Here is a 24,654-nt window from a genome sequence, read left to right as displayed (position 1 = left end):
CGGTTCTTCGAACATCAAAGGGGCGTATCATGACGGATAAAGACCTATCGGCCGTAGATGCCGACAACGAGCGTCAGCGTCTCGCCGATCTTTCAGAGATCGGCGATATCGATCTCTCGCAATACGCGCCGGGGACGTTCGGCTGCCATGAGGCGATGCACACGACGTCGATCATGCTCGACATGACCGACGATCAGTTGCTGCAGCACCCCGCCATCCTGGCGAATCCGGACTTCTACCGCCTTGCCGGCGAAGTTCACGAGGCGCTCTTCGCGCTTTACCAGGCGATCGGCGAGAAACATCTGGTGGATTGATATTATTGCATTGCCGTCTGGCAATGCGGAACTGACCTGGTCAGTTCGTGACGGGCGAGCGACGGTCGGACGCGCCCGTCATGGTCGGGTCCAATCCCGATGACGGGCTCTTTCCCTTATCCTTGGCGTCTGCACCGATAAATTCGCCATTCTCATCATAGCCGGGCTGCACGTTGCCGGTCGATTTCGGTTCCGGCAGCGACGGCTTGCTGTCGTGCCCTTTCGCCTGATTGGCCGCGGCCTTCTCTTCCGCAGCGATCGCGGCTTTCATCTTGTCCTTCTTGGCGTCCCCACCATTATCCGCCGCCAGCGCATTGTCACAGTCGTCCAGGTCCTTCAACCCTGCAATCGCCGCATCGATATCCTGCGGCAGCATGGTGATCTGCTCGCCATAAAACAGGCCGGCATTGCTCGCGCCGCCATCATAATAGCGCGCCGTTACCGGCGCCTCGGAACTACCGTCGACAAGCCTGTCGGGATGCGGCACATAGACGACATCGGCGCCTAGCGCCCGACCGCGTATGTCGGAGCGCAGTATCGGTCCGTTCTTGTCGAGAACCACAACCTGAACGAGATCCGGCTTCTGTTCCTGATACACAGCCTTGGCGACCCTGAGCGCGGTCTTCACACGTGTCAGGCCATCGGTGGGTTCAGTGCTGATATATTTACGGACCCAGAAGCGGTTATCCTTGCGAATGGTGACGAGATTGACGTCCTTGCACTGGAGCCCGTTGGGTGACGCGGATGCGAGCCCAAGCAGCTTGTCCTTGCCGATATAAAGCGCAAAAACGCCGGAGCAGCCCACGAGAAGGGCCACTCCGCCGATTATGACGACAAGCTTCCGGGGTAACCGGAAAATGTGCAGTAAGGCGCTCACGCCAACTGCTCCAGCATAGACCACTCCAAGCCGACAAAAATGATCAACCCTCACGTTAGGGAATTGGCGTTTCGGAATACTTAAAACAGAGGTGAAACTTGTGTCGTCCGCAACATCGTTACCAAAAAAGGTCCGAACTTTCACAGCTATGGCGAGCGCTTGCCTTCCGTGCCGCGGCCATGCTCTAACAAGAGCATGGCCTTCACCTTGAGACAGCTGCAATACTTCGTCGCCGTGGCGGAACAGGGTTCCGTGACGCGCGCCGCGCAGAACCTGTCCATCTCGCAATCTTCCGTTACCGAAGCGCTCAAGGAGCTCGAGAGCGATCTCGGCGTCGAACTGTTCGAGCGTCATCCGCGCGGACTGTCGATCACCCATAACGGCCATCAGTTCCTCCGCCACGCTACGAAGATTCTGGCGACCGTTTCAGACGCGCGCACCAGCTTTTCCGGCCAGCCGAACGAGGCCGGCGGCACGCTGAATATCGGGGTGACATCGCTTGTCGCCGGCTATGTCCTGTCGGATCTTCTGGCGCGCTATCGCCGCGCCTGCCCCGGTGTCGAGGTCAGCGCCATCGAGGACAATGGCGGCTATCTGGAACATCTTCTGGTTGGCGGAGAACTCGACGTCGCCGTCATGGTCATTTCCAATCTGCGCGACCGCATGGCCCTGCAGGCCGAAATCCTCGAGACCTCGCCCTATCGCCTCTGGCTGCCGATGGGCCACCCCCTCGTCTCGGCCGACATCATCAGCGTCGCCGACATCAGTCGCGAACCGCTGATCATGCTGACCATCGACGAGATCGAGGAAAATACTGGCAAGCTCTTGACCGCACTCGGCGCCCGCCCCCACGTCGCCTTCCGCACGCGCTCGGTCGAGGCGGTGCGCAGCCTGGTCGCAACCGGTGCCGGCGTGGCGCTGCTGCCTGATCTCGTCTATCGCCCCTGGTCCTTGGAAGGTGATCGGATCGAAAGCCGCGACGTCTCCGGCTCGCTGCCGGTCGTGCAGGTCGGCATGGTCTGGCGCAAGGGATCGAGCCTGCCGCAGGCCGCCCGCGACTTCGTCGGCGTCGCCGAAAGCATGCGCTCGGGCCGTCAGCGATAGCAACGAGCTGTTTCACAAGCATCGAGAGGGTTAGAGGATCAATCATGAAGACCGCAATCATATTCGACTGCGAATTTCTTTGCCTCGAAGGCTCGCAACGCCGATTCTGGTGCGCGGCCCATGATCCCGATCCGGTGATCGCTGAGATCGGAGCAGTCAAGCTGGGATTGGAAGCAGACTTCCCCATTCTGGGCACCTACAAAGCCTATGTCCGACCCATCGACAGATTTGGCAATCAATATTCGCTCGATCCATTCTTCACTACGCTGACCGGTATTACCGAAGAGATTATCAGCGCTGAAGGGGTGTCCCTGCAGGATGGGCTTGCCGGCCTCGACGGTTTCTCAGGTGGCGCCGGCTTCTGGTCCTGGGGCAAGGACGAGCTGAACATGATGGCGATCAGCTGCTACATCGCCGGCATTCGGCCGCCAATTCCCGCTCATCGCTTCGACAATGCCGTCAAATTGCTATTGGCAGCGGGAATGCCGATCGAGGATCTGGCGAAGACACCGAGCAACAAGCTCGCCGACTACTACAGTGTGGACCATCCTCCTCTGCAGGAGCACGACGCGCTCGATGATGCTCTTTCTGTCTCCTACACACTGCAACATCTTATGAAGGCTGGAAAATTGCAGCCAGAAGTCTTCGGCAACTCCTAGCTCTGCCTGCCTCCAGATCAGCGCCTTCGACGCGTTGCGGCACCCGCCGCGTGACCGAGCCTCGAGGAATCGGAATTTCCGATATCGCCTTTCTGATAAATGAATTTGCGAATGCGGCGAAATCGCGTCACCTTTTCTTCCGGGAACAGGAAGCCAGCCACTGGCTCCACACGATCAAGGCTCAAAAACCGGGAGAGTCCGATGAAGCATTTGCTGAAATCATGCACGGCCGCACTCGCATGCCTAAGTTTCGCAACGCAGGTCATCGCCGCGGAGCCGCTGAAGACGCTCGGCAAGGGCGAAGGCGCTGTCAGCATCGTTGCCTGGGCCGGCTATATCGAGCGCGGCGAAAGCGACAAGAACTACGATTGGGTCACCGGCTTCGAAAAGGAGACGGGCTGCAAGGTCAGCGTCAAGACCGCGGCCACTTCGGACGAAATGGTCGCGCTGATGAACGAAGGCGGCTTCGACCTCGTCACGGCGTCCGGCGACGCATCGTTGCGGCTCGTTGCCGGCAAGCGCGTCCAGCCGATCAACACCGATCTGATCCCGAGCTGGAAAAATCTCGACGACCGGTTGAAAAACGCGCCTTGGCACACGGTCAACGGTGTCCATTACGGCGTTCCCTATCTCTGGGGACCGAATGTGCTGATGTACAATACCGACGCCTTCAAGGGCGAGGCGCCGAAGAGCTGGAACGTCGTCTTCGAGGAGATGACCCTGCCCGACGGCAAGTCCAACAAAGGTCGCGTCCAGGCCTATGATGGCCCGATCTATATTGCCGATGCTGCCCTCTACCTCATGGCGCACAAACCCGAACTCGGCATCAAGGACCCTTACGAACTGAACGAAGACCAATACAAGGCTGCGCTCGACCTCTTGCGCGGCCAGCGCAGGATCGTCAGCCGTTATTGGCATGATGCGATGATCCAGACCGACGACTTCAAGAACGAAGGCGTTGTCGCCTCCGGCTCCTGGCCGTTCCAGGTGAACCTGCTGCAGTCGGACAAGCAAAAGATTGCTTCGACCTTCCCCGACGAAGGCACCACAGGCTGGGCCGACACGACCATGCTGCATGCCGATAGCGAGCACCCGAACTGCGCCTATATGTGGATGGAACATTCGCTGCAGGCCAAAGTGCAGGGCGATGCCGCCGCCTGGTTCGGCGCCGTGCCCTCCGTTCCAGCCGCCTGCAAAGGCGATGAGCTGCTCACCGACAGCGGTTGCTCCACCAACGGTTACGACCACTTCGACAAGATCAAGTTCTGGAAGACCCCCGTCGCCAAGTGCACGAGCCAGAGCGAATGCGTGCCCTATCACCGCTGGGTCTCCGACTATATCGGCGTGATCGGCGGTAGATAAATCTTTCCTCTTCTCCCCAGCCGGGAGAAGATGTCCGCCCTTCGACAAGCTCAGGAGGGCAGATGAGGGGGATGAGGAGCGAAGCGACGAACGTCCTGAGCAATAAGCGAAGGACAATCCATGCTGCACGCCCCCTCATCCGACCCTTCGGGCCACCTTCTCCCCGCTGGGGAGAAGGAAAGAAAACCTCTTCCTCGGAGAAAGCCATGTCCGCCGTTCGTTTTCAGCAGGTATCGCGCCATTTCGGCCAGGTCCGCGCTGTGGACCGCGTCGATCTGGAAATCGCGCCCGGCGAATTCTTCGCCATGCTCGGCCCTTCCGGTTCCGGCAAGACCACCTGCCTGAGGCTGATTGCCGGCTTCGAACAGCCGACCGGCGGCCATATCGAAATCTTCGGCGAAACCGCCGAGGGCGTCCCGCCCTACCGGCGCAACGTCAACACCGTCTTTCAGGATTATGCGCTCTTCCCGCATCTGAATATTCTCGACAATGTCGCCTATGGCCTGATGGTCAAGGGCGTTGGCAAGGCTGAGCGGCTGCGCGCCGCCGAACAGGCGCTGGAGCTGGTGAAGCTGCCGGGCTATGGCGCCCGCCGCCCCGGCCAACTCTCCGGCGGCCAGCGCCAGCGTGTGGCGTTGGCCCGAGCGCTGGTCAACAAGCCGAAGGTGCTGCTGCTTGACGAACCGCTCGGGGCGCTCGACCTGAAACTGCGCGAGCAGATGCAGGAGGAATTGAAGAGCCTGCAGCGCGCGCTCGGCATCACCTTCGTCTTCGTGACCCACGATCAGGGCGAAGCACTCTCGATGGCCGATCGCGTCGCCGTCTTCAACGATGGCCGCATCGTGCAGCAGGGTACGCCGCATGAGATCTATCAGCGGCCGAAGACCCGCTTCGTCGCTGATTTCGTCGGCTCCTCTAATGTCATCGCCCCGGAAACCATGTCGTCGCTCGGCGGCGAACGGCGCTGGGCGAGCTTGCGCCCCGAAGCCATACGGTTGACTGAGGAGAGCGGCGTGGCAGCCACCGTGACGGCGACGAGCTTTCTCGGTGCTGCTACCCGCCTCTCTGTTGAGGCAAACGGCGCACGCCTGCATGTGACCGTGCCGGCCGGCCAGTCGGCACCGACTTCAGGCGCTGCCGTCCGCCTCGCATGGCTGCCGGCGGATGTGCACTACATGGATGACGCCGCATGACCGCCGCCGTCTTACCCGCTGCCGCGCAGCCGCCGGCCTCGATCCTGCCGAGCCGCGGCGGCTTCTTCGGTCGCCTCTCGGATCTCTTCTGGCGCCGTCCGAAACTGCTGCTGTTCCTCATGCTGACGCCGCCGCTGCTCTGGCTCGGCATCATCTATATCGGCTCGCTGATCGCGCTGTTGCTGCAGAGCTTCTTCTCGATCGACGATTTCTCGGGAATGGTGAACTACCAGTTCACGCTCGCGACCTATGCGCAGCTGCTGAATTCAGCCAATTTCGATATCATCGTGCGCACGGTGGTCATGGCCGCACTCGTCACCTTGGCCTCCGCCTTCGTCGCCTTCCCCATCGCCTATTATGCAGCACGTTACGCGCAGGGAAAATGGAAGGCGCTGTTCTATCTCGGCATCATGCTGCCGCTCTGGTCGAGCTATCTGGTGAAGGTCTACGCCTGGAAGCTGATCCTCGCCAAGGAAGGCATCCTCACCTGGATCTTCGACAAGCTGCATCTCGGCTGGCTGCTCGACGGCGTGCTTGCCCTGCCCATTATCGGCGGCAATTCGCTTTCGGTCAGCTATATCGGCACCTTCCTGGTCTTCGTCTATGTCTGGCTGCCCTATATGATCCTGCCAACGCAGGCCGCTCTCGAGCGCGTGCCGGCCAATCTGCTCGAAGCTTCCTCCGATCTTGGCGCGACGCCGAACCAGACCTTCCGCACCGTGCTGCTGCCGCTCGCCCTACCGGGTGTCGTTGCCGGCTCGATCTTCACCTTCTCGCTGACATTGGGCGATTACATCATCCCGCAGATCGTCGGCTCCTCGCGCCTCTTCATCGGCCAGGCGGTCTATGCGCAGCAGGGCACCGCCGGCAACGTGCCGCTGGCTGCCGCCTTCTCGGTCGTGCCGATCGTCATCATGGCTATCTATCTCTGGATCGCTAGGAAACAAGGAGCTTTCGATGCGCTCTGATCGCGGCCAACGCGCCTCTCTCCCCCTGAAAGCCGCCGCCGCCAGCGGTCTGCTCTTCCTGCACCTGCCGATCCTGCTGATCTTCGTCTATGCCTTCACCACGGAGGAGAAGAGCTACCAGTGGCCACCACCGGGCTTCACGCTGCAATGGTTCGGCATCGCCTGGAACCGGCCGGATATCTGGTCGTCACTTGCACTCTCCGTCCAGGTCGCGACCATCGCGACCGCCATTGCCCTGGTGCTCGGCACGCTCTGCGCCGCGGCCGTCAGTCAGACCAAATTCTTCGGTCGCGAGGCGATCTCACTACTTGTGATCTTGCCGATCGCGCTGCCCGGCATCATCACCGGCATTGCGCTGCGCTCCGCCTTCAGTCTGTTCGATATCCCTTTCTCGGTCTGGACCATCGTTCTCGGCCATGCGACCTTCTGCGTCGTCGTTGTCTATAACAATGCCGTCGCCCGCTTCCGTCGCACCTCCGGCTCGCTGATCGAGGCGTCGATGGATCTCGGCGCTGACGGCTTCCAAACTTTCCGGCACATTATCCTGCCGAATATCGGCACCGCGCTACTTGCCGGCGGCATGCTTGCCTTCGCGCTGTCCTTCGATGAAGTCATCGTCACCACGTTTACCGGCGGCCAGCAGATGACGTTGCCAATCTGGATGCTGGAGGAACTCATCCGCCCGCGCCAGCGACCGGTCACCAACGTCGTCGCCATGGTCGTCGTGCTCGTCACTTTCCTGCCGATCCTGGCAGCCTACTATCTTACCCGCGACGGCGACCAGATCGCCGGCGGCGGCAAATGAAAGGGAGATAAATATGGATACCCAGATGCTGATCGGCTCCCGCTTCGAAGCCGGCACCGAAACGGAAGAGCATGTGCTGAACCCGAAGACCGGCGAGAAGGTGCTCGGCCTGCCTGAGGCGTCGCTCGGCCAGATCGACGCCGCCGTCGATGCCGCCGAAAAGGCTTTCACGAGCTGGTCGCAGACGACGCCAAGCCAGCGCTCGGCCTATCTCCTCAAGATCGCCGACGCCATCGAGCGGGATGCCGAAGGCTTCGCTGTCCTGGAAGCGCTGAACTGCGGCAAGCCGATCAATGCCGTGCTCAATGACGAGATCCCGGCGATCGTCGACTGCTACCGCTTCTTTGCCGGCGCGGTACGCAACCTGCATGGCCCGGTCGCCGGCGAATACCTGCCCGGCCACACCTCGATGATCCGCCGCGACCCGATCGGCATCGTCGGCTCGATCGCGCCCTGGAACTATCCGCTGATGATGATGGCCTGGAAGCTGGCACCGGCGATTGCAGGCGGCAACACCGTCGTCTTCAAGCCCTCAGAACAGACGCCGCTGACAGCGTTGAAGATGGCGAAGCTTTTGGCCGATGTCCTGCCGGAAGGCGTCGTCAACGTCATCCTCGGCCGCGGCGAAAGTGTCGGCAACGCGCTGATCAATCACCCGAAAATCAACATGGTGTCCATCACCGGCGATGTCGCCACCGGCAAGAAGGTGCTTCAGGCAGCCGCCAAGACAGTGAAGCGCACGCATCTCGAACTCGGCGGCAAGGCGCCCGTCATCATCTTCGACGATGCCGATATCGACGCCGTCGTCGCCGGCATCCGGACATTCGGGTACTACAATGCCGGCCAGGATTGCACCGCCGCTTGCCGCATCTATGCCGACGCCAAGGTCTACGACAATTTCGTTGCCGACCTGACATCTGCCGTCTCCAGCATCAAATTCAACCTCGCCGACGACACCGAAAACGAGATCGGCCCGCTGATCTCCAAGCGCCAGCGCGACCGCGTCGAGAGCTTCGTGACACGCGCCGCCGAGCACAAGCACATGGAAATCACCACCGGTGGCAAAACGTCAGGCGAGCGCGGCTTCTTCTACGCCCCGACCATTGTTGCCGGCGCGACGCAGGATGACGAAATCGTCCGCCGCGAAGTCTTCGGCCCCGTCGTCTCGGTCACACGCTTTACCAACTCCGATGATGCCGTCGCCTGGGCCAATGACAGCGACTACGGCCTCGCCTCATCGGTCTGGACGAAAGACATCAGCCGCGGCATGCAGACGGCAGCCCGGCTGCAATATGGCTGCACCTGGATCAACACCCATTTCATGTTGGTCAACGAAATGCCGCATGGCGGGCTCAAGCAATCCGGCTACGGCAAGGATATGTCAGTCTACGCTATCGAAGACTATACTGCGGTGCGGCATGTGATGATCAATCATGGGTGAGATGGGGTCGGGGTAAAATAAATGTCCTCGATGTTTGCCGCGCCGATGTACCCCCCCTCTGTCACTTCGTGACATCTCCCCCACGAGGGGGGAGATCGTTGGGAGAATGCCGCCCGCTCTGTAAAAAACAATGAGCCTTGATTTCAGCAGACGCAATGCTGGCTTGGATATGAGAGATCCCTGCGGGTTACCAATCTCCCCCCTTGTGGGGGAGATGTCACGACAGTGACAGAGGGGGGTGCTGCACTCTCCACAATTCCGAGCCCTCACCAAAACCAAACCGCCCTCGGAACAATTCATCCTCCTCCCGCGTCTTTAAGAAATACAACGCAGAGGAGACTACCAAATGCTGAAATGGGCTCTCATTTTCTTTGTAATTTCGCTGATAAGCGGCTTTTTCGGCTTTTCCGGCGTGTCGGTGGCGACCGCAACCATAGCGCGTGTTCTCTTCGCCATCTTCCTGATCATCTTTCTGGTGTTCCTGGTGCTGGCGGTCATGGCCGGCAACGCGGTCGTCTGACAATATAAGCCGCGACTATCGAAGGGGTGGGCCTAGATCAGGCTCGCCCCGACGTTTATGGCCAGCGCCAGGATCGTCGTGTTGAACAGGAACGACAGGATGGCATGTAGCAGCGCCAGCTTACGCATCGATACCGTGGAAATGCCGATATCGGCGGTCTGCGCCGCGACGCCGATGGTGAAGGAGAAGTAGAGGAAGTCCCAGTAGATCGGCTCCTCCACTGGCTCGGCAAATTTCAGCCCCGCTCCCTTGCCCGGATTGCTGTAAAATTTATGCGCATAGTGGATGGCAAAGAGCGTGTGCAGGAACGTCCACGAAATCAGGATCGTCACGATCGCCATCATGACCTGGAAGAAGGCCACTTCGGGCGAAGCATCCTTCACGCCAAGCAGATCGAGCACAATGCCGCCGATGCTGGCAAGCGCTGCGGCAATCGACAGGAACAGCAGGAATCCATCCGAGAAATCGAGATCGGCGGAGCGTTTGCGGATGCGCTGCGCATTGGCCGTCAGCATCCGATAAAGGCTGTAAACGATGAAGACCATTGCGGTCGTATCCCAGGCAATCAGCAGATTGCCGGCATTGAAAGCACGCGATGTCAGAAGCAGGAAGACGGCGACGCCGGCAAGCACGGAGATCACAATTACATGGTGCTTGCGCCACAGCACGAGCCATCTGGAATGATGCAAATGTCCCTGCGCATCCATGCCGCTCTCCCGGTCGCAAATCGCTTGTTACAAACCGATTCGCAAATGAGAGTGGCAAATAAAAGGAGACCTCGCAATACGAAGCCTCCGATCCTGGAAATGTAAACTCAGGCCGTCCAGCCGCCGTCGATGACGTGGATCTGGCCGGTCGTGAAACCCGCCTCGTCGCCGGCGAGATAGGTCACCAGCGCGGCAATCTCTTCAGCGGTCGCGATGCGGCCCATCGGCTGACGGGCGATAAAATCCTTCATTGCCTTGTCGTAGTCGCCGGTTGCCCGCAGCCGCTCATGCAGCGAGGGGCTGTCGACTGTACCGGGGCAAATCGCGTTGGCACGGATGCCCTTGGCGACGAAATCGGCGGCGATCGATTTGGTGAGCCCGATGACGGCTGCCTTGGAAGAGCAATAGGCGAAGCGATTGGGCACGCCCTTCACGCTGGAAGCGACCGAAGACATGTTGACGATAGAGCCCTTGCCCTTCTCCAGCATGCCGGGCAGGAAGGCCCGGCAGGTCGTATACATCGCCTTGGCATTGAGGTTGAAGGAGAAATCCCAGTCCTTCTCCTCGCAGTCGAGGATCGTGCCGGAATGCACGAAACCCGCGCAATTGAAGAGTACGTCGATGGGGCCGAGTTCCTCGGCGTAGGCCTTGACCGCTGCACCATCGAGGACATTAAGCACATGCTTGCTGGCGCCATCCAGCGTCGAAAGCGTCTGCTCGTTGATGTCGGTGGCATAGACATGCGCGCCGAGCGAGATGAAGCGCTCCGCCGACGCCCGGCCGATACCCTGCCCCGCCGCCGTGATGACGACCTTCTTGCCTTCCAACCCGTGACCCATAATCCTGATCCTTTCCTCGGGACTATGATCTCATCCATTCCGGCCGGCCATGTTGCCGACGCCTCAGATAAGATCATGCAATAACAAATAGTTGACGCAGCCTCTCGCTAAATTTCGAAGGACTGCGCGAAGCGGCGGTTGAGCTTTTCGATGAGGACTGTATGCCGCTCGCCCGTTCGCAGTCCATCGCTAATCGCCTCGGAAGCGTCGCTTTGAAATGCCATGTAACCGTCGTGCCGCGGCCGCACATAGGCGCCCTCCAGCGTCGCGCGCGTGTTGCGGTAAAAGTCGAGTGCCGGCGTATTGACCGCATCGCTGACCCAGGCGTCGGCGTGGCCCGGCTGGCCGTTACTCTCGGCATAAATACCTGATTGCACCGGTCCGCCTGCGATCCAGCGCGCAAAGGCTTTTGCCTCTTCCGGAGCTTGCGTGCGCGCCGATACGGCAATGCCCGTGCCGCCGAGCGCCGAGCCATTCGGGGCGCTTCCGTCGATAACAGGCATATCCGCGAAAGCGATCCGGGCCGGCCGGAATCCGGCAAAAGAATAATTGACGTAACCGTAGATGAAGGGCGACGCCACATAGGGACTGTCAGCCTGCCCCATCAGATCGAACACGGCAATCGGGTCCATCTCGTAGCAGCTGATATCCATCCCCGAGACGAGCCGCGCCATCCAGTCAAGAACCGCTTCGCCATCGGACTTCGCGATGAAATCCGGTCCCTCGATGCTGCAGGGCGTGCCAAGATGAGCTGCAAGCGTAATGAAGGTCATCAGCGAATGCGGCGGGCGCATCGGCAGGATAGCCTTGCCTTCCTTGGCGAGCGCAACGAACTCGGCAAGATCATTGACCGGCGCACCCAGGCGATCCGGCCTGTATGCCTGCACCTGCGTTGCCGCATCGATCGGAAAGGCCCACTGCCGGCCCCGCCAATTGTAGCTTGGATAGGAGCGGCCGACGGTGCCAGCTGCAATCGTTGCAATTTCATCGGCATGGGCGGCGTCATCAAGCGGCAGCAGGCAGCTCTCGCGCATGATCTGGCCGACATGCGGATGATCGATGACGATGAGATCGTATTGCGCGGCAAGCTCCTCCACAGGAAAGGTCTCGAAATCCTGCAGCGACCGCTTTTCCCAGCTGATTTGGACGCCGGTCTGTTCCTGCCATTGCTTAGAGCAGGCAATCATCGGATCGTAGCCGCGCGGATGCGACCAGGTCATTCCCTTCAGCTTCACCATCATGCCTTCCCCGCAGCCGGCTTGCGCTCGACGACCAGGATATGATCGGCGGCAAGCACGACTTCATCGCGCTGATTCAGCACCTCACAGCGCTCAACGACACGGCCGGCCGCCGGCCGCTTGGGATCATCCTCTTTCGCCGAAATGGTGACGCGGGTGCGGATCGTATCGCCGATATGTACGGGACGGACGAAGCGAAGCCGGTCGTAGCCATAGGAAAAGGCGACGGGATTGATGAGCGAGGCCGTGAGCCCGACGCCGATCGCAAAGATCATCGTGCCATGCGCGATGCGCTGGCCGCCGGGCAAGGTCTTGGCAAATTCCGCATCCATGTGGTGCGGAAAGAAATCGCCGGTATGGCCGGCATGAACGACGAAATCGGTCTCTGTGATCGTCCGTCCGGTGGTTACTCGGACATGGCCGAGTTCGTAGTCTTCAAAATAGATGGTTTGTTCGGACATTCCTCAAGCCTTTGGAAGTTCGGCAATCGGCGTCGCCGGAGCGGCGCTCGACTGATAGGCGGCCTCGACCAACGCCATGGTCTGCCAGGCATCCTCGACAGAACCGATCAGCACCTTGTCCTCGCCTGAGGCGAAGCGCTGCAGATTGGCCATGCGATTGACGAAGGCGTCCGGGAACCAGGCGCCTTCGAGCTTCACCTCGACCCAATCGTTGCCACCAGCCGGACGTATCCACAATTCGTCCGGCTCGCCGCGCGGATAGTCGAGATTGACGCCGAGCTTGATATAGGCAGCACCCTTGGTGCCGGCGATGCGGAACTCGCAGGCCTGGAACTTGCGGCCGAAATCATGGTCGTGATTGACCGAAAGCACGCAGCGCACCTTGTCGCCATAATCGAGGATCGCCGCCGTCCGCGTCTGGGCGACATCGTGGTTGGGATGGCCGATGGTCTTGGCATGCACCCCCTGCGGATTGCCGAGCAGCCCGCGAATGAAATCGAGGTAGTGGATCGAATGCATGGCGATCTCGATGCGCGGCAGGCCCTTGAGGAAGGGCCAGAGGCCCCAGGGTGTCGCGAGCGCCAGCCAGGCATCGAAATCGACGACCTCGCCGAGATAGCCTTTCTCCACGGCATCATAGAGCGCGAGCATCATCGGCGCGAAGCGCAGCTGGAAATTGACCGCCGCCTTGATGTCACGCTCGCGGCACACCCTCAGAATTTCGGAAGCGCCCGCGAGATCGCTGCCCATCGGTTTCTGGATCAGCGCGTGGGAACCGCGCGGCAATTTCGAGAGGATCGGGGCATGGGCCGCCGGCGGCGTTGCAAGGTCGTAGATCGCGCCCTCGACGGCAAGCGCCTCGGCCTCGGTCGCAAAGGCGCGGATACCCCATTGCGCTGCGAGCGCCGCTGCCTTTTCGGCGTTCGGATCGTAGAGACCCGCGACCGGGAAGCCGCTTTGCTTGTAGGCAGGCAGATGCGCGTCTCCGACGATGCTGCCGGCGCCGAAGATCACGATCGGACGCGGCTGGCTTGGCTTCGGCCACCATTGGCGGAGGGATTGGGGATCGAAGGTCATCGCACCCTCCCCTTGAGGGGGAGGGTCGGACCGAAGGTCCGGGGTGGGGTGATCTCTCCTCCCGCAAGGAAGACAGAGAGGCCCATCCCGAGCATCACCCCCACCCGCGCGTTCCGCGCGACCTCCCCCCTCAAGGGGGAGGTGATCGCTTCGCTGTTCGTTCCATTCCAGGCCCTAATCATGGTGAAACACCTCCTCCATCATGGCCCACCATTCGCCTTGCCTGCGGGTCTCGAGCGGCTTCTGGCAGGGAATGCAAACGGACCACCATTCCTGGTTTTTCGGGCTCGCGGCCATCTTGCGCATATCGGCGTCGAAATCCGTGCCAACATATTCCCAATAGCCGAAGAGCAGGTTTTCCGGCTCCTTGAGAAAGATCGAATAGTTGGTGATGTTGCAGTCTGAGATCAGCGCCAGGATCTCGGGCCAGACGGCCGCGTGAAGCGCCTTGTATTCCAAGACCTTGGCCGGCTCCAGGCCGATTACCATTCCCATCCGCTGCATGGCCTGTTCCTCCTCAGCCGTGGATTTCGCGCGTGAATTCGCCGATCGACCGCGCCTTCACGGCTTCCCAATCCCAGGCGATGCCGATGCCGGGTTCCGAAGGCGCCAGCGCCTTGCCGTCGACGATTTCCATCCCCTTCGTGGTGAGATCGTCGAGCTGCGGGATGTATTCGACATATTTGCCGTTCGGCACAGCGCAGGTGAGGCTGACATGTAGTTCCATCAGGAAGTGCGGGCAGACCGGAATATCGAAGGCCTCGGCGGCATGCGCGACCTTCAGCCAAGGCGTAATGCCGCCGATGCGGGCAACATCCACCTGGACGATCGAGCAGGCACCCTTCTGCATGTACTCACGGAAATGCCTGATCGAATACATGGATTCGCCGACCGCGATCGGCGTTGGCGTCGATCGGGTCAGCCGGATATGGCCATCAAGATCGTCGGCCGGCAGCGGCTCCTCGATCCAGGCAAGATCCAGCTCCGTCAACCGCGCCGCGCGGCGGATCGCCTCGTCAACGGTAAAGCCCTGATTGCAATCCGTCATGATCTCGAAGCCGGAGCCGAGCGCCAGACGCATCGCAGCCAATCGATCGTAATCTTCCGAACCGTGCGGCTTGCCGATCTTCACCTTCGAGCCAGAAAAGCCCTTGGCCTTTGCCTGCAGGGCGTCCTCGACCAGGGCTTCCTTCTCGATATGCAGCCAGCCGCCCTCCGTCGTGTAAAGCGGGCAGCGATCCTTGGCGCCGCCGGCAAGCTTCCAGAGCGGCAGGTTCTGCTTCTTGGCGCGCAGGTCCCAAAGTGCGGTGTCGACCGCCGCTAGCGCCAGCGCCGTGATGGGGCCGATGGTCGTCGCATGGGTAGCAAATTCCATTTTGTGCCAGATCGCCTCGATGCGATCGGCATCCTCGCCAATCAGCAACGGCACCAGATGGTCCGAGAGCAACCGCATGACGGAGGAACCGCCGGTGCCGATCGTATAGCTGTAGCCGCTGCCGACGGCGCCGTCGCTATCGGTGATGGTGACGATCGGCGTCTCCTGACTGACGAAACTCTGGATCGCATCCGTCCGCTTCACCTTCGGCGGCAGGTCGACCATCCGCAATTCAATTTTCTCGATACGTGCCATGGGAGCTATTCCTTAAATCGCCAGGCTCTTGCCGGTTTCGACGGAGAAGAGGTGTGCCTGACTAAGATCGAAGCTCATCTTCAACGGCTCGCCGCTCTTTAGGCCGCGCGGATTGAGCATCCGCGACACCCATTCGCGTCCGGCGAATTCGACGAAGACGAGCGTCTCATTTCCGAGCGGCTCGGTGATGGCGACAGGCAATGTCAGTTCGTAGACATCAGATTCCGTGCCGGAATGCAGGCCGTGACCCGTTGGGAAGATATCGTCAGGGCGCAGGCCGAAGGCGACTTTCTCGCCTTCCCTGACCTTGCCGGCAAACTGGCTCGGCAATGGCAGCTTATCGCCGTTCTTGAAAACGAGTTCACCCGCCTTCAGCGTCGCCTCCTCGATGTTCATCGGCGGCGAGCCGATGAAGCCGGCAACGAAGCGTGTGGCAGGCCGCTTGAACACTTCGTCCGGCGTGCCGACCTGCTCGATATGTCCGTCGCGCATGATGACGATCCGGTCGGCCAGCGTCATCGCCTCAACCTGGTCGTGCGTGACGTAGACCACCGTCGACTGCACCTTGGCATGCAGCTTCTTGATCTCGGTGCGCATCTGCGTGCGCAGCTTGGCGTCGAGGTTCGACAGCGGCTCGTCGAAGAGGAAGACCTCCGGCTGGCGCACGATGGCGCGGCCCATGGCGACGCGCTGGCGCTGACCACCGGAGAGTTGCGCCGGTCGGCGATCCATCAGAGCTTCGAGGCTGAGAATGGCGGCGGCTTCATTGACGCGCTTGTCGATTTCCGCCTGCGGCTGCTTGGCGATCTTCAGCGAGAAGCCCATGTTCTCGCGCACCGTCATATGCGGATAGAGCGCATAGGACTGGAACACCATGGAGATGTTGCGGTCGCGCGGCGGCAGCTCGTTGACGACGGTGTTGCCGATCTCGATCGTGCCGCCGGAGACTTCCTCGAGGCCGGCAATCATGCGCAGCGTCGTCGACTTGCCACAGCCGGAGGGGCCGACGAGCGCGATGAACTCCTTGTCGGCGATGTCGAGATCGATGCCGTGGACGATTTCCAGCGCGCCGTAGCGCTTGACGAGTTTTTTAAGAGAAACCTGAGCCATGAGGGATCAACCTTTGACCGCACCGAATGTCAGACCCGACACCAGATGCTTCTGAATGATGAAAGTGAGAGCGAGCGCCGGAATGATCATCACGACCGCGAGCGCACACATGCCGCGCCAGTCGATGGTGAACTCGGACGTGTAGTCGAGCAGGCCGACCGGGAGCGTCTTCGAATCGACCGAGCGCGTCAACTGCGAGGCCAGTGCATATTCGTTCCAGCAGGTGAGGAAGGCGAAGATGCCGGCAGACGCGATGCCGGGACCGGCAAGCGGAAATTCCACCTGCCAGAAAGCCTGCCAGCGCGTGCAGCCATCGATCTGGGCCGCCTCGGCGAGATCCTTCGGCACCTGCCGGAAGAAGCCGTCGATCAGCCAAATGGTGAAGGGCACGTTCAGCGCGACATAGGTGAGGATGAGGCCGAAATGTGTATCGATGATCCCAAGCCGCGCATAGACCATGAACAGCGGGAGCGACAGGGCGACGCCGGGCACCGAGCGCGTCAGCATCAGCCCCAGGAACACACTCGACTTGCCCGGGAAACGGAAGCGGGCGAAGGCATAGCCGCCGGACATGCCGATGATGAGCGCGATCGCTGTCGAGGTGATCGAGATAACAAGCGAATTGCGGAAATAATCCCAGACGGGGATGCCGCCCTGCCCCACGCCGCTGAACATCGAGCGATAGGCTTCGAGAGAAAGTTCCTGCGGGATCCAGACCGGCGGCTTCGCCATGATCTCCACTGTCGGGCGCAGCGAGCTGATGATGATCCAGAGGCCCGGCAGGCAGATGATGAGCATCGCGATGAAGAGGCCGATGAGATAGGCGACTTTACGCAGGCGGCGCTGCAGGCGTTGTTGAGCGTTGCGATCCATGATTACCACTCCGCTCCGATCTGGGTGCGGGCAAGGGCCAGCTTACGGAAGAAATAGACTGTGAAGGCGATCGAAAGAATGATCGAGACATAAGCCATGGCGTTGGCAAGCCCCATCTGTGCGTCGGCATAAGCGGTACGCCCGACCAGCGTCCAGATCAGCTCCGTGCGCCGCGCCGGACCGCCATCGGTCATGATCTTGACGATGTCATAGGCGCGGGCGACGTCGAGCGAGCGGATCGTCATGGCGATGAAGGCAAAGGGCATCAGGAACGGCCAGGTGACATAGCGGAAGGTCTGCCAGCTGGTGCAGCCGTCTACCTTGGCGGCCTCGACCGGCTCCTGCGGCATGGCGAAAAGGCCGGCCAGAATGAGGATGGCGAAGACAGAGGTCGACGACCAGACTTCCGCGACGATGATCGAAAACAACGCCAGATTGCCGTCGATCAGCCACGGGATGGCATCGTTTGTGATGCCCAGGGATTGCAGGGCATTGTTGATGATACCGACATTGTCGTTGAACATGAATTTGAACTGGAAGCCGACGAGCACGGGCGAAAACATCATCGGAAACATCATCAGCGTACGCAGGATGCGCTTGCCGTGCGTCGCCTTGTTGACCAGAAGAGCCAGTCCCAGCCCGAGCAGCATTTCCAGATTGAGCGCGATCGTCAGCAGCACGACGGTGCGCACGAAAGCGGCTAGAAACACCGGGTCCGTGAGAATGCGCATGTAGTTGCGCAGGCCGATGAAGGTGAAGAGCGTCGCGGGTCGCGTCAGGCGGAACGGCGTGAAGCTGGAATAGAAGGACAGAAGCAACGGGAACAGCACCACGGCCACAAGGACGATGATCGCCGGAAGAAGAAGCAGGACCGGCGGAGATATCTTTTTGAACATGGTTTGCACCTGTCGGCATTCCTCGGCAGCATGGCCCGGACTGCATAGAATGAATTGCTTGGGACGAGACCCGGCGGAAAACCGGCAGCGCCGACCGGCCCCTCGCGGCGCCGATCAAAAACGATTCTCGAAGTCAGTTTGTGAAAGCCCCGCGCTCCTGGAAACACGGGGCTTCGATTGCATCGCTTAAAGCGCGCCGGCATCCTTCAGGACATCGGTGGCCTTCTGGGCAGCAGCATCGAGCGCCTGCTTCGAGGTCTTGTCGCCGAGAATGGCAGCCTGAAGTTCAGGATAGACGACGTTGGAAATCTCGATCCATTGCGGCGTGCGCGGAACCGGGAAGGCGTACTTCATCGACTCCTGGAATGTGCTCAGCACTTCCTTCTTGTAAGGATCGGAAGCAGCCTGCTGGATGTCCCACTCCCAGACCGCCTTGCGGGTCGGCAGCGTGCCGTTGGCAGCTTCGAGCTTCTGCGAATCGTCGTTGGTCAGGAACCAGACGAGCGAAGCGGCGGCATCCTTGTGGGCGCAAGCCTCCGTTACCGAGAAGCCATGATGGCCGGACCAGCCGGTATGCTTGCCCGACGAACCGACCGGCTGCACGACAACGCCGACATTGCCGGCGACCTTCGAGGACTTCGGGTCGTTGAAATAGGTCGCCCAACCCGGCCAGTCGAGATCGAGCGCGATCGAGCCGGAGGCAAAACCGGCGCCGAGATCGTCCCACAGATAGTTGGTCGTGCCGGCCGGAACGGCCTTCGCCTTGTACATGTTGACGAACCAGTCGAGCGCGCGCACGCCGGCTTCGGAATTGAAGGCGGGCTTGCCGTCCTTGTCGAGATAGTCGCCGCCTTCTGCGACCAGCATTTCATAGAAGCGGCCGTTGATGGCCTCTTCCTTGCCGGGGAACTGCGTGCCGAAGAAGTTCGGCGGATTGGAGAAGAAGATCGCCTGATCGGATACTTCCTTCCAGGTCTTCGGCGGCGCGAGATCATAGCCGTACTTCGCCTTGAAGGCCGTCTTCTTGGCTTCGTCGTTGTAGAGGCTCTTCTGATAATAGAGCGCCGAAACGTCGAACTGGGCGCGCGGCAGCATGATCAGGCGGCCGTCGATGGTCGAGGCCTGAATGGTGGAATCAACGAACTGGGCGATCTCTTCCTTAGGCAGCAGCTTGCCGAGGTCGGTATAGAGGTCGGGATACTGCGGCGCGAAGGACGAATGGTTCGAGCCGACGCACCAAGAGATGCTGCCCGATGCCATGTCGGACTTGATTTCCTTGTCGAGCTCGAAATGGTTCTTCTTGGAGAGAATGTTGACCTTGGCGCCCGTCTCCTTCTCCCACTCGGCAATGCGCGCGTAAAGCGGCTCATATTGCTGACCGCCGATGAGCTTGGCGTCGATCGTCACGCCCGGAAATTTGCCCGGCAGATCGGCGGCGAAGACCGAAGTGCCCGCAAGCAATGCCATCATGCCGGCAGCAAGACCGGCTTTCCAATTCCTCATCGAAATTCCTCCCAAAAACCGGACCCCTTGTCCGATTGCCCTCTCGACCCAAATATGGATCAATGATTTATAAGTAAACATCTTATTCATTGACCGTCAAGCCGTGATCGCGCGCTTGTAAAATGCATTCATTCATATATGAATGACGATTCATGTTTCTTGGCATGGGGGACTCATTGATGAGTGTAGAAGACGACAGTGACCGCTACCGCGCGCCGGCCCTGGACAAGGGGCTAGACATATTGGAGCTGCTGGCAACGATCGACGGCGGCTTGACGCAGGCCGAAATCGCCAAGGCGCTGAACAAGAGCCCCAACGAATTCTATCGGATGCTCGATCGGCTGGTGCGGCGCGGCTACGTGCAGCGGCAGGATGGCGATCGCTTCTATCTGACGTTGAAGCTGTTCGGGCTTGCGCATTATCACGCGCCGGTACGCCGGCTCGTGTCCTTCGCCACGCCGCTGATGCGCGAATTCTCCAACCGCGCCGAGCAGGCCTGTCATCTGGCGATCTACGACCGCGGCTCGGTCGCCGTCATCGCCCAGCAGGATTCGCCGACCTATTGGGGCATCTCCATCCGCGTCGGCGCTCAGATCAATCTCTACAATACCGGCTCCGGCCATATTCTGCTGGCGTTCAAGGACGAAAAGCAGCGCCAGATGATGATCAACGAGCAGAGGCGCCAGGAGCAGGATACCGAGGAGCCGCCTCCCGATCTCGAGGAAAAGCTCTCGGCGATCCGCGAAAAGGGCTTCGAAACCATGAACAGCCTGCAGACGAGCGGCGTCTACAACATTTCCGCGCCCGTGCTGGCGATGGATGGCAACGCGCTCGCGGCGCTGACGTGCCCCTATATCGAGCCCGTGAACCCGAAAGCGCCCACGCGCGAGCAGGTTGTCGAATATGCGCGGGAAGCGGCAAAGCAGATCTCCGAAACCGTGGCCGGCACAGTCGACAAGGCCGAGCTATAATTTCTATTTGAATAAACTATTCTTCTGTGAGTATATGTTGAGCAAGCAGGTATGGGAGGAACGCCATGCTTTTCGACAGCCACTTGCACATCGTCGACCGGAAACGGCTGGCCTATCCCTGGCTGGCTGAGGCCGGCGCGCTTAATCGCGACAGCCTCTATGAGGACTATGCCCGCGAGGCCAAACGCCTCGGGATCACCGATACGCTTCATATGGAAGTCGACGTCGCCGAGGACGATATCGAGCGGGAGACGGACTATGTCAAACGCCTCAGCCGCGAGCCGGGCAGCCTGCTGCGCGGCGCCATCGCCGCCTGCCGCCCTGAGAACACCGGTTTTCCCGCCTATCTCGAACGCGTGCTGGCCGACCCCTTCGTCAAGGGCTTCCGCCGTGTCCTGCATGTCGTGCCTGATGATGTCTCTGAAGGCGCGCTGTTCCGCGAGAACCTGAAGCGGCTCGCCGACACCCGCCTGACCTTCGATCTCTGCGTCCTACCGCATCAGATTTCAAAAGCGATCGCGCTCGCCGATCTCAATCCCGACGTCCAGTTCATTCTCGACCATTGCGGTGTGCCTGCTGTCAAAAAGCAGCTCAGCGAGGTCTGGTCTGCCGGAATATCAAACATTGCCAAGCGCCCGAATGTCATCGTCAAGATATCAGGCGTCGTCGCCTATGCCGATCCCGACAACTGGTCACCGGAAACGCTGCGCCCCTTCGTCGAACATTGCATAGCAAGCTTCGGCTGGGATCGCGTCATCTGGGGCAGCGACTGGCCGGTCTGCACGCTCGGCGGCAATCTCTCCACCTGGGTCGCCGCCACTCATGCGCTGATGCAGGGCGTAAGCGCTGACGAACGCAACAGCCTCTATCACCTGAATGCCAAGCGCCTCTGGTCTCTCTGAGACCGGAGGTTTTCCATCGAAAGACAATCCCATGACCGCCACCGTCGGCATATCCAGCACCCATCCGAAAACCATGCCGGCAGACCACGCCGAAATTCCCGTCTGGAACGCGGAAAACTGGTTCTATGAGGACTTCGAGGTCGGCCACAAGATCCGCTCTCTGCGCCGCACGATCTCGGAAGGCGAATCCCAGCAGTTCAACGCGCTGGTGCTCGACATGCATCCTTACGTCAGCGATCAGATCTTCGCCGAAACCGAAGGCCTGTTCGGCAAGCGGCTCGTCGCCGGCGCCTTCGTCTTTTCCGCCGGCCTCGGGCTTGTGGCCACCAACTGCGTCAACGCCTTCTCCTATGGCTACGACAAGCTGCGTTTCATCAAGCCGACCTTCATCGGCGACACGATCTACACCATCCGCACCAATCTGGATAAGCAGCCGAAATATGCTGAACTCGGCCTGATCCGCTCCTCGTATGAGGTGTTCAAGGGCGAAGGCGAACTCGTGCTCTATTGCGAGCATATTCAGACTGTGCGCTACAAGAACGGCCGGCCGGCGGACGCGCCACCGCTGAAGGTCTGACATGAGCAAAGATAACGAAGAAGGCCTGCTCTCCGGCATCATCGTGCTGGATATGAGCCAGTTTCTTGCCGGCCCGATGGCGGCGCTGCGGCTTGGCGATCTCGGCGCGCGCGTCATCAAGATCGAGCGACCCGATGGTGGCGATCTCTGCCGCCGGCTTTATCTCAGCGACACCGAGATCGGCGGCGACTCCACGCTCTTCCATGCCATCAACCGCGGCAAGGAAAGCTTCGCCGTCAACATGAAGGACGAGAACGACCTTAAGGAGCTGCGCGCCCTGATCGCCAAGGCTGACGTCATCATCCAGAATTTTCGCCCCGGCGTTATCGAGCGGCTTGGCCTCGACCACGCGTCCGTTGCAGCGATCAACCCGCGCATCGTCTATGGCAGCATCACCGGATATGGCCCCGACAATGAATGGCGTCACTTCCCTGGACAGGATCTGCTGGCCCAGGCCCGCTCCGGCGTCATGTGGCTGAACGGCGAAGCCGATGACGGTCCCGTGCCCTTCGGGCTCGCCGTCGCCGACATGCTGGCCGGCAATCTCCTTGTCCAGGCAATCCTCGCCGGCCTCGTGCGACGCGGTATGACCGGACGCGGTGTGCGTGTGGAAACGAGCCTGCTGGAAGCGCTGATCGATTTTCAGTTCGAGGTGCTGACCACGCATCTGAACGACGGCGGCCGTCTGCCGCGGAAATCCGCCGTGCGCAACGCCCACGCCTATCTCGCCGCCCCCTACGGCGTCTATCGCTGCGCCGACGGCTGGCTGGCGCTGGCGATGATGCCGCTGTCGAAGCTCGCGCCGCTGCTCGAGCTGCCCACACTTGCCGACTACACGCCGGACGATGCCTTCCAACGCCGTGACGAGATCAAGAGCCTGCTTGTCAGCCGCCTGCGGGACAAAACGGTTCGCGAATGGCTCGATCTATTGGAGCCCGCCGACATCTGGGCGGCCGAAGTGCTGGATTGGCCGAAACTGCTGCAAAGCGCCGCCTTCCGCCAACTCGACATGCTGCAGACCGTCACCCGCGATGACGGCGTCTCCGTGCGTACCACGGCAAGCCCGATCCGGGTCAATGGGGTCAGAGCGAAAAATGAGGTAGCGGCGCCAACGATCGGTGGGCAGTCGGACAAGGTCAGGGTGGAGTTTCTTGGGGATCGGTAGGTCGTCGCGCACTTTTTGTCTGCCGCACCTGCGCACCCCCCTCTGTCACTTCGTGACATCTCCCCCACAAGGGCGGAGATTGGTAACCCGCAGCGCCGTCGTCGCAAAACAACAATCACATAACCTGCGGAAACAGCGTTTTTAGATCTTTTCGGGAATGGCGCGGCAAACTCCTAACGATCTCCCCCTTGTGGGGGAGATGTCACGAAGTGACAGAGGGGGGGTATCACAGGCGCGGCAAACTCAAAGTCCCAACCTATCCCCCGAAACAAAGAGGGCGCCGCATCCCTGCGACACCCTCTCAAAATCATGGCTCCCCAAAGAGAGAGCCAATCTCACCTTCAGGCCGCAGCGAGCTGCAGCTCCTTGCTGACCATGGCGCGCAGCGTGCCGAGATCCTTGGCGAAGGCGCGGATGCCTTCGGAGAGTTTCTCGGTTGCCATTGCGTCTTCGTTCATCATCCAGCGGAAGGTCTTCTCGTCGACGGCGATCTTGGAGACGGCGGTCTTGTTTTCCGGCGAGAGCTTGCGCTCCAGCTTGCCTTCGTCCTTGGCGAGTTCGTCCAGCAGGTTCGGGCTGATCGTCAGGCGGTCGCAGCCGGCCAGCGCTTCGATTTCGCCGGTGTTGCGGAAGGAGGCGCCCATGACGATCGTCTTGATGTCGTTGGCCTTGTAGTAATTGTAGATCTCACGGACCGAAACGACGCCCGGATCTTCCTCTGCCGTGTAGTCCTTACCGGTCGACTTCTTGTACCAGTCGAGGATGCGGCCGACGAAGGGCGAGATCAGGAACGCCTTGGCATCGGCGCAGGCAATGGCCTGAGCCTTGCTGAAAAGCAGCGTCAGATTGCAGTCGATGCCTTCCTTCTGCAGCACTTCGGCGGCGCGGATGCCTTCCCAGGTGGAAGCAAGCTTGATCAGGATGCGGTCGCGCTCGATGCCGCGCTCCTTGTAGGAAGCGATGATCGCACGGGCCTTGGCGAGCGAGGCTTCAGTGTTGAAGGACAGGTCGGCGTCGACTTCGGTCGAGACACGGCCGGGAACCAGCTTGGAAAGTGCCGCGCCGACGGAGATCGCCAGACGGTCGGCAACGGCATGAACGACGGCTTCCGAGGCGCCGCCCTGCTGCTTGCCCCAGGCGACGGCTTCCTTGATCGCGTCGGCGAACATCGGCGTGCCGAGTGCCTTCAAGACGATGGTCGGGTTGGTGGTGCAATCCACCGGCTTCAGGCGAGCGACTGCCTCGATATCGCCGGTATCGGCCACGACCGTGGTCATGGCGCGGAGTTGATCAAGCTTGGAAGTCATAACAGGTATCCTTGTTGAATGAGGCCCATTGGGATGGGAGATGGCGGGCGGCAGATCCGGTCTTTTCGTCGGGCAGGGCCGAAGGCGTCAGAGTGCGGCCTTCCTTCTCCTATGTTCAGGTAACGGGATAAAAAGCGCTAGAGTTCCATTTCCGG

Annotated in this window: 26 protein-coding genes; 13 read left to right on the top strand and 13 right to left on the bottom strand. The window is 60.6% G+C overall.

The features are described 5' to 3' along the window. Positions 1–29 precede the first annotated feature (29 nt). Positions 30–314 carry a hypothetical protein gene (locus ACIQWP_RS04620; protein ID WP_402782944.1) on the top strand — a complete coding sequence of 95 codons (285 nt, stop codon included), beginning with the start codon at positions 30–32 and terminating at the stop codon, positions 312–314. Positions 315–354: 40 nt separating this feature from the next. Here ACIQWP_RS04620 and ACIQWP_RS04615 read toward each other — a convergent pair whose 3' ends face one another. Then, positions 355–1,191, bottom strand: a complete 837-nt coding sequence (locus ACIQWP_RS04615; RefSeq protein WP_402782942.1) for a hypothetical protein — start codon at positions 1,189–1,191, stop codon at positions 355–357. Positions 1,192–1,386: 195 nt separating this feature from the next. Here ACIQWP_RS04615 and ACIQWP_RS04610 point away from each other — a divergent pair, with 195 nt between their 5' ends. The 8 genes from ACIQWP_RS04610 (at position 1,387) to ACIQWP_RS04575 (ending at position 9,243) form a co-directional block, all read left to right on the top strand. Beyond that, a complete protein-coding gene (locus tag ACIQWP_RS04610) occupies positions 1,387–2,295 on the top strand; it encodes a LysR family transcriptional regulator (protein WP_402782940.1) in 909 nt (302 codons plus the stop codon). 44 nt (positions 2,296–2,339) lie between these two features. Then, positions 2,340–2,954, top strand: coding sequence for a 3'-5' exonuclease (locus ACIQWP_RS04605; protein ID WP_402782938.1), 615 nt, complete (start codon positions 2,340–2,342; stop codon positions 2,952–2,954). Between the two features lie 201 nt (positions 2,955–3,155). Next, positions 3,156–4,316: an ABC transporter substrate-binding protein gene (locus tag ACIQWP_RS04600; protein WP_402782936.1), complete on the top strand. Its 1,161-nt coding sequence runs from the start codon at positions 3,156–3,158 to the stop codon at positions 4,314–4,316. A 206-nt stretch (positions 4,317–4,522) separates the two neighbouring features. Further along, positions 4,523–5,509 carry an ABC transporter ATP-binding protein gene (locus ACIQWP_RS04595; protein ID WP_402782934.1) on the top strand — a complete coding sequence of 329 codons (987 nt, stop codon included), beginning with the start codon at positions 4,523–4,525 and terminating at the stop codon, positions 5,507–5,509. Next, positions 5,506–6,477: an ABC transporter permease gene (locus ACIQWP_RS04590; protein ID WP_402782932.1), complete on the top strand. Its 972-nt coding sequence runs from the start codon at positions 5,506–5,508 to the stop codon at positions 6,475–6,477. The genes ACIQWP_RS04595 and ACIQWP_RS04590 overlap by 4 nt, the downstream gene beginning before the upstream one ends. After that, entirely contained in the window at positions 6,467–7,282 is an 816-nt protein-coding gene (locus ACIQWP_RS04585) for an ABC transporter permease (protein WP_402782930.1), read from the top strand. The genes ACIQWP_RS04590 and ACIQWP_RS04585 overlap by 11 nt, the downstream gene beginning before the upstream one ends. Positions 7,283–7,295: 13 nt before the next feature. Continuing rightward, positions 7,296–8,723 carry a gamma-aminobutyraldehyde dehydrogenase gene (locus ACIQWP_RS04580; RefSeq protein WP_402782928.1) on the top strand — a complete coding sequence of 476 codons (1,428 nt, stop codon included), beginning with the start codon at positions 7,296–7,298 and terminating at the stop codon, positions 8,721–8,723. A gap of 346 nt (positions 8,724–9,069) precedes the next feature. Further along, positions 9,070–9,243, top strand: coding sequence for a DUF1328 domain-containing protein (locus ACIQWP_RS04575; protein WP_402782926.1), 174 nt, complete (start codon positions 9,070–9,072; stop codon positions 9,241–9,243). A 32-nt stretch (positions 9,244–9,275) separates the two neighbouring features. Here ACIQWP_RS04575 and ACIQWP_RS04570 read toward each other — a convergent pair whose 3' ends face one another. The 11 genes from ACIQWP_RS04570 to ACIQWP_RS04520 form a co-directional block, all read right to left on the bottom strand. After that, the gene (locus tag ACIQWP_RS04570) at positions 9,276–9,950 is read right to left on the bottom strand and encodes a DUF1345 domain-containing protein (RefSeq protein ID WP_402782924.1); all 675 of its coding nucleotides are present in this window, start codon (positions 9,948–9,950) and stop codon (positions 9,276–9,278) included. A 107-nt stretch (positions 9,951–10,057) separates the two neighbouring features. After that, positions 10,058–10,789: an SDR family oxidoreductase gene (locus ACIQWP_RS04565; protein WP_402782922.1), complete on the bottom strand. Its 732-nt coding sequence runs from the start codon at positions 10,787–10,789 to the stop codon at positions 10,058–10,060. Between the two features lie 107 nt (positions 10,790–10,896). Next, on the bottom strand, positions 10,897–12,030 hold the full coding sequence (locus ACIQWP_RS04560) for an extracellular solute-binding protein (protein ID WP_402782920.1): 1,134 nt from the start codon (positions 12,028–12,030) through the stop codon (positions 10,897–10,899). After that, positions 12,027–12,488 carry a MaoC/PaaZ C-terminal domain-containing protein gene (locus ACIQWP_RS04555; RefSeq protein ID WP_068399846.1) on the bottom strand — a complete coding sequence of 154 codons (462 nt, stop codon included), beginning with the start codon at positions 12,486–12,488 and terminating at the stop codon, positions 12,027–12,029. The genes ACIQWP_RS04560 and ACIQWP_RS04555 overlap by 4 nt, the downstream gene beginning before the upstream one ends. A gap of 3 nt (positions 12,489–12,491) precedes the next feature. Beyond that, positions 12,492–13,565 (bottom strand): Gfo/Idh/MocA family protein, encoded by a 1,074-nt coding sequence (locus ACIQWP_RS04550; RefSeq protein WP_402782916.1) that lies wholly within the window; start codon positions 13,563–13,565, stop codon positions 12,492–12,494. A 174-nt stretch (positions 13,566–13,739) separates the two neighbouring features. Next, on the bottom strand, positions 13,740–14,069 hold the full coding sequence (locus tag ACIQWP_RS04545) for an L-rhamnose mutarotase (protein ID WP_402782914.1): 330 nt from the start codon (positions 14,067–14,069) through the stop codon (positions 13,740–13,742). Positions 14,070–14,082: 13 nt separating this feature from the next. Then, positions 14,083–15,195 (bottom strand): mandelate racemase/muconate lactonizing enzyme family protein, encoded by a 1,113-nt coding sequence (locus ACIQWP_RS04540; RefSeq protein WP_402782912.1) that lies wholly within the window; start codon positions 15,193–15,195, stop codon positions 14,083–14,085. A gap of 12 nt (positions 15,196–15,207) precedes the next feature. Continuing rightward, positions 15,208–16,305, bottom strand: coding sequence for an ABC transporter ATP-binding protein (locus ACIQWP_RS04535; RefSeq protein WP_402782910.1), 1,098 nt, complete (start codon positions 16,303–16,305; stop codon positions 15,208–15,210). Positions 16,306–16,311: 6 nt separating this feature from the next. Further along, entirely contained in the window at positions 16,312–17,178 is an 867-nt protein-coding gene (locus ACIQWP_RS04530; RefSeq protein ID WP_402782908.1) for a carbohydrate ABC transporter permease, read from the bottom strand. A gap of 2 nt (positions 17,179–17,180) precedes the next feature. Then, a complete protein-coding gene (locus ACIQWP_RS04525; protein ID WP_402782906.1) occupies positions 17,181–18,074 on the bottom strand; it encodes a carbohydrate ABC transporter permease in 894 nt (297 codons plus the stop codon). 186 nt (positions 18,075–18,260) lie between these two features. Continuing rightward, positions 18,261–19,544, bottom strand: a complete 1,284-nt coding sequence (locus ACIQWP_RS04520) for a sugar ABC transporter substrate-binding protein (protein WP_402784332.1) — start codon at positions 19,542–19,544, stop codon at positions 18,261–18,263. A 212-nt stretch (positions 19,545–19,756) separates the two neighbouring features. Here ACIQWP_RS04520 and ACIQWP_RS04515 point away from each other — a divergent pair, with 212 nt between their 5' ends. The 4 genes from ACIQWP_RS04515 to ACIQWP_RS04500 all read left to right on the top strand — a co-directional run bounded on the left by ACIQWP_RS04515 (position 19,757) and on the right by ACIQWP_RS04500 (position 23,192). Next, positions 19,757–20,548: an IclR family transcriptional regulator gene (locus tag ACIQWP_RS04515; RefSeq protein ID WP_402782904.1), complete on the top strand. Its 792-nt coding sequence runs from the start codon at positions 19,757–19,759 to the stop codon at positions 20,546–20,548. A 65-nt stretch (positions 20,549–20,613) separates the two neighbouring features. Further along, entirely contained in the window at positions 20,614–21,450 is an 837-nt protein-coding gene (locus ACIQWP_RS04510; RefSeq protein WP_402782902.1) for an amidohydrolase family protein, read from the top strand. A gap of 31 nt (positions 21,451–21,481) precedes the next feature. Then, complete coding sequence (locus tag ACIQWP_RS04505) at positions 21,482–22,027, top strand: MaoC family dehydratase (protein ID WP_402782900.1); 546 nt, start codon at positions 21,482–21,484, stop codon at positions 22,025–22,027. 1 nt (position 22,028) lies between these two features. Further along, positions 22,029–23,192, top strand: a complete 1,164-nt coding sequence (locus ACIQWP_RS04500) for a CaiB/BaiF CoA transferase family protein (protein WP_402782898.1) — start codon at positions 22,029–22,031, stop codon at positions 23,190–23,192. 341 nt (positions 23,193–23,533) lie between these two features. On the opposite strand, the gene tal is transcribed toward ACIQWP_RS04500, so the two are convergent. After that, positions 23,534–24,499 (bottom strand): transaldolase, encoded by a 966-nt coding sequence (gene tal, locus ACIQWP_RS04495; protein ID WP_402782896.1) that lies wholly within the window; start codon positions 24,497–24,499, stop codon positions 23,534–23,536. Positions 24,500–24,654: the final 155 nt, after the last annotated feature.

Origin of the sequence: Rhizobium sp. NPDC090279 (assembly GCF_044769665.1) — a bacterium.
In the GTDB taxonomy this organism is placed as follows: Bacteria; Pseudomonadota; Alphaproteobacteria; order Rhizobiales; family Rhizobiaceae; genus Rhizobium.
This window is presented reverse-complemented; position numbering and strand designations above follow the sequence as displayed.

Coding starts and splice junctions, on each gene's coding strand:
- ACIQWP_RS04565 (WP_402782922.1), bottom strand. CDS start 10,789: ATGGGTCACGGGTTGGAAGGCAAGAAGGTCGTCATCACGGCGGCGGGG.
- ACIQWP_RS04610 (WP_402782940.1), top strand. CDS start 1,387: ATGGCCTTCACCTTGAGACAGCTGCAATACTTCGTCGCCGTGGCGGAA.
- ACIQWP_RS04540 (WP_402782912.1), bottom strand. CDS start 15,195: ATGGCACGTATCGAGAAAATTGAATTGCGGATGGTCGACCTGCCGCCG.
- ACIQWP_RS04595 (WP_402782934.1), top strand. CDS start 4,523: ATGTCCGCCGTTCGTTTTCAGCAGGTATCGCGCCATTTCGGCCAGGTC.
- tal (WP_402782896.1), bottom strand. CDS start 24,499: ATGACTTCCAAGCTTGATCAACTCCGCGCCATGACCACGGTCGTGGCC.
- ACIQWP_RS04555 (WP_068399846.1), bottom strand. CDS start 12,488: ATGTCCGAACAAACCATCTATTTTGAAGACTACGAACTCGGCCATGTC.
- ACIQWP_RS04620 (WP_402782944.1), top strand. CDS start 30: ATGACGGATAAAGACCTATCGGCCGTAGATGCCGACAACGAGCGTCAG.
- ACIQWP_RS04575 (WP_402782926.1), top strand. CDS start 9,070: ATGCTGAAATGGGCTCTCATTTTCTTTGTAATTTCGCTGATAAGCGGC.
- ACIQWP_RS04600 (WP_402782936.1), top strand. CDS start 3,156: ATGAAGCATTTGCTGAAATCATGCACGGCCGCACTCGCATGCCTAAGT.
- ACIQWP_RS04605 (WP_402782938.1), top strand. CDS start 2,340: ATGAAGACCGCAATCATATTCGACTGCGAATTTCTTTGCCTCGAAGGC.
- ACIQWP_RS04580 (WP_402782928.1), top strand. CDS start 7,296: ATGGATACCCAGATGCTGATCGGCTCCCGCTTCGAAGCCGGCACCGAA.
- ACIQWP_RS04570 (WP_402782924.1), bottom strand. CDS start 9,950: ATGGATGCGCAGGGACATTTGCATCATTCCAGATGGCTCGTGCTGTGG.
- ACIQWP_RS04505 (WP_402782900.1), top strand. CDS start 21,482: ATGACCGCCACCGTCGGCATATCCAGCACCCATCCGAAAACCATGCCG.
- ACIQWP_RS04510 (WP_402782902.1), top strand. CDS start 20,614: ATGCTTTTCGACAGCCACTTGCACATCGTCGACCGGAAACGGCTGGCC.
- ACIQWP_RS04535 (WP_402782910.1), bottom strand. CDS start 16,305: ATGGCTCAGGTTTCTCTTAAAAAACTCGTCAAGCGCTACGGCGCGCTG.
- ACIQWP_RS04550 (WP_402782916.1), bottom strand. CDS start 13,565: ATGACCTTCGATCCCCAATCCCTCCGCCAATGGTGGCCGAAGCCAAGC.
- ACIQWP_RS04515 (WP_402782904.1), top strand. CDS start 19,757: ATGAGTGTAGAAGACGACAGTGACCGCTACCGCGCGCCGGCCCTGGAC.
- ACIQWP_RS04545 (WP_402782914.1), bottom strand. CDS start 14,069: ATGCAGCGGATGGGAATGGTAATCGGCCTGGAGCCGGCCAAGGTCTTG.
- ACIQWP_RS04500 (WP_402782898.1), top strand. CDS start 22,029: ATGAGCAAAGATAACGAAGAAGGCCTGCTCTCCGGCATCATCGTGCTG.
- ACIQWP_RS04520 (WP_402784332.1), bottom strand. CDS start 19,544: ATGATGGCATTGCTTGCGGGCACTTCGGTCTTCGCCGCCGATCTGCCG.
- ACIQWP_RS04525 (WP_402782906.1), bottom strand. CDS start 18,074: ATGTTCAAAAAGATATCTCCGCCGGTCCTGCTTCTTCTTCCGGCGATC.
- ACIQWP_RS04530 (WP_402782908.1), bottom strand. CDS start 17,178: ATGGATCGCAACGCTCAACAACGCCTGCAGCGCCGCCTGCGTAAAGTC.
- ACIQWP_RS04560 (WP_402782920.1), bottom strand. CDS start 12,030: ATGATGGTGAAGCTGAAGGGAATGACCTGGTCGCATCCGCGCGGCTAC.
- ACIQWP_RS04585 (WP_402782930.1), top strand. CDS start 6,467: ATGCGCTCTGATCGCGGCCAACGCGCCTCTCTCCCCCTGAAAGCCGCC.
- ACIQWP_RS04590 (WP_402782932.1), top strand. CDS start 5,506: ATGACCGCCGCCGTCTTACCCGCTGCCGCGCAGCCGCCGGCCTCGATC.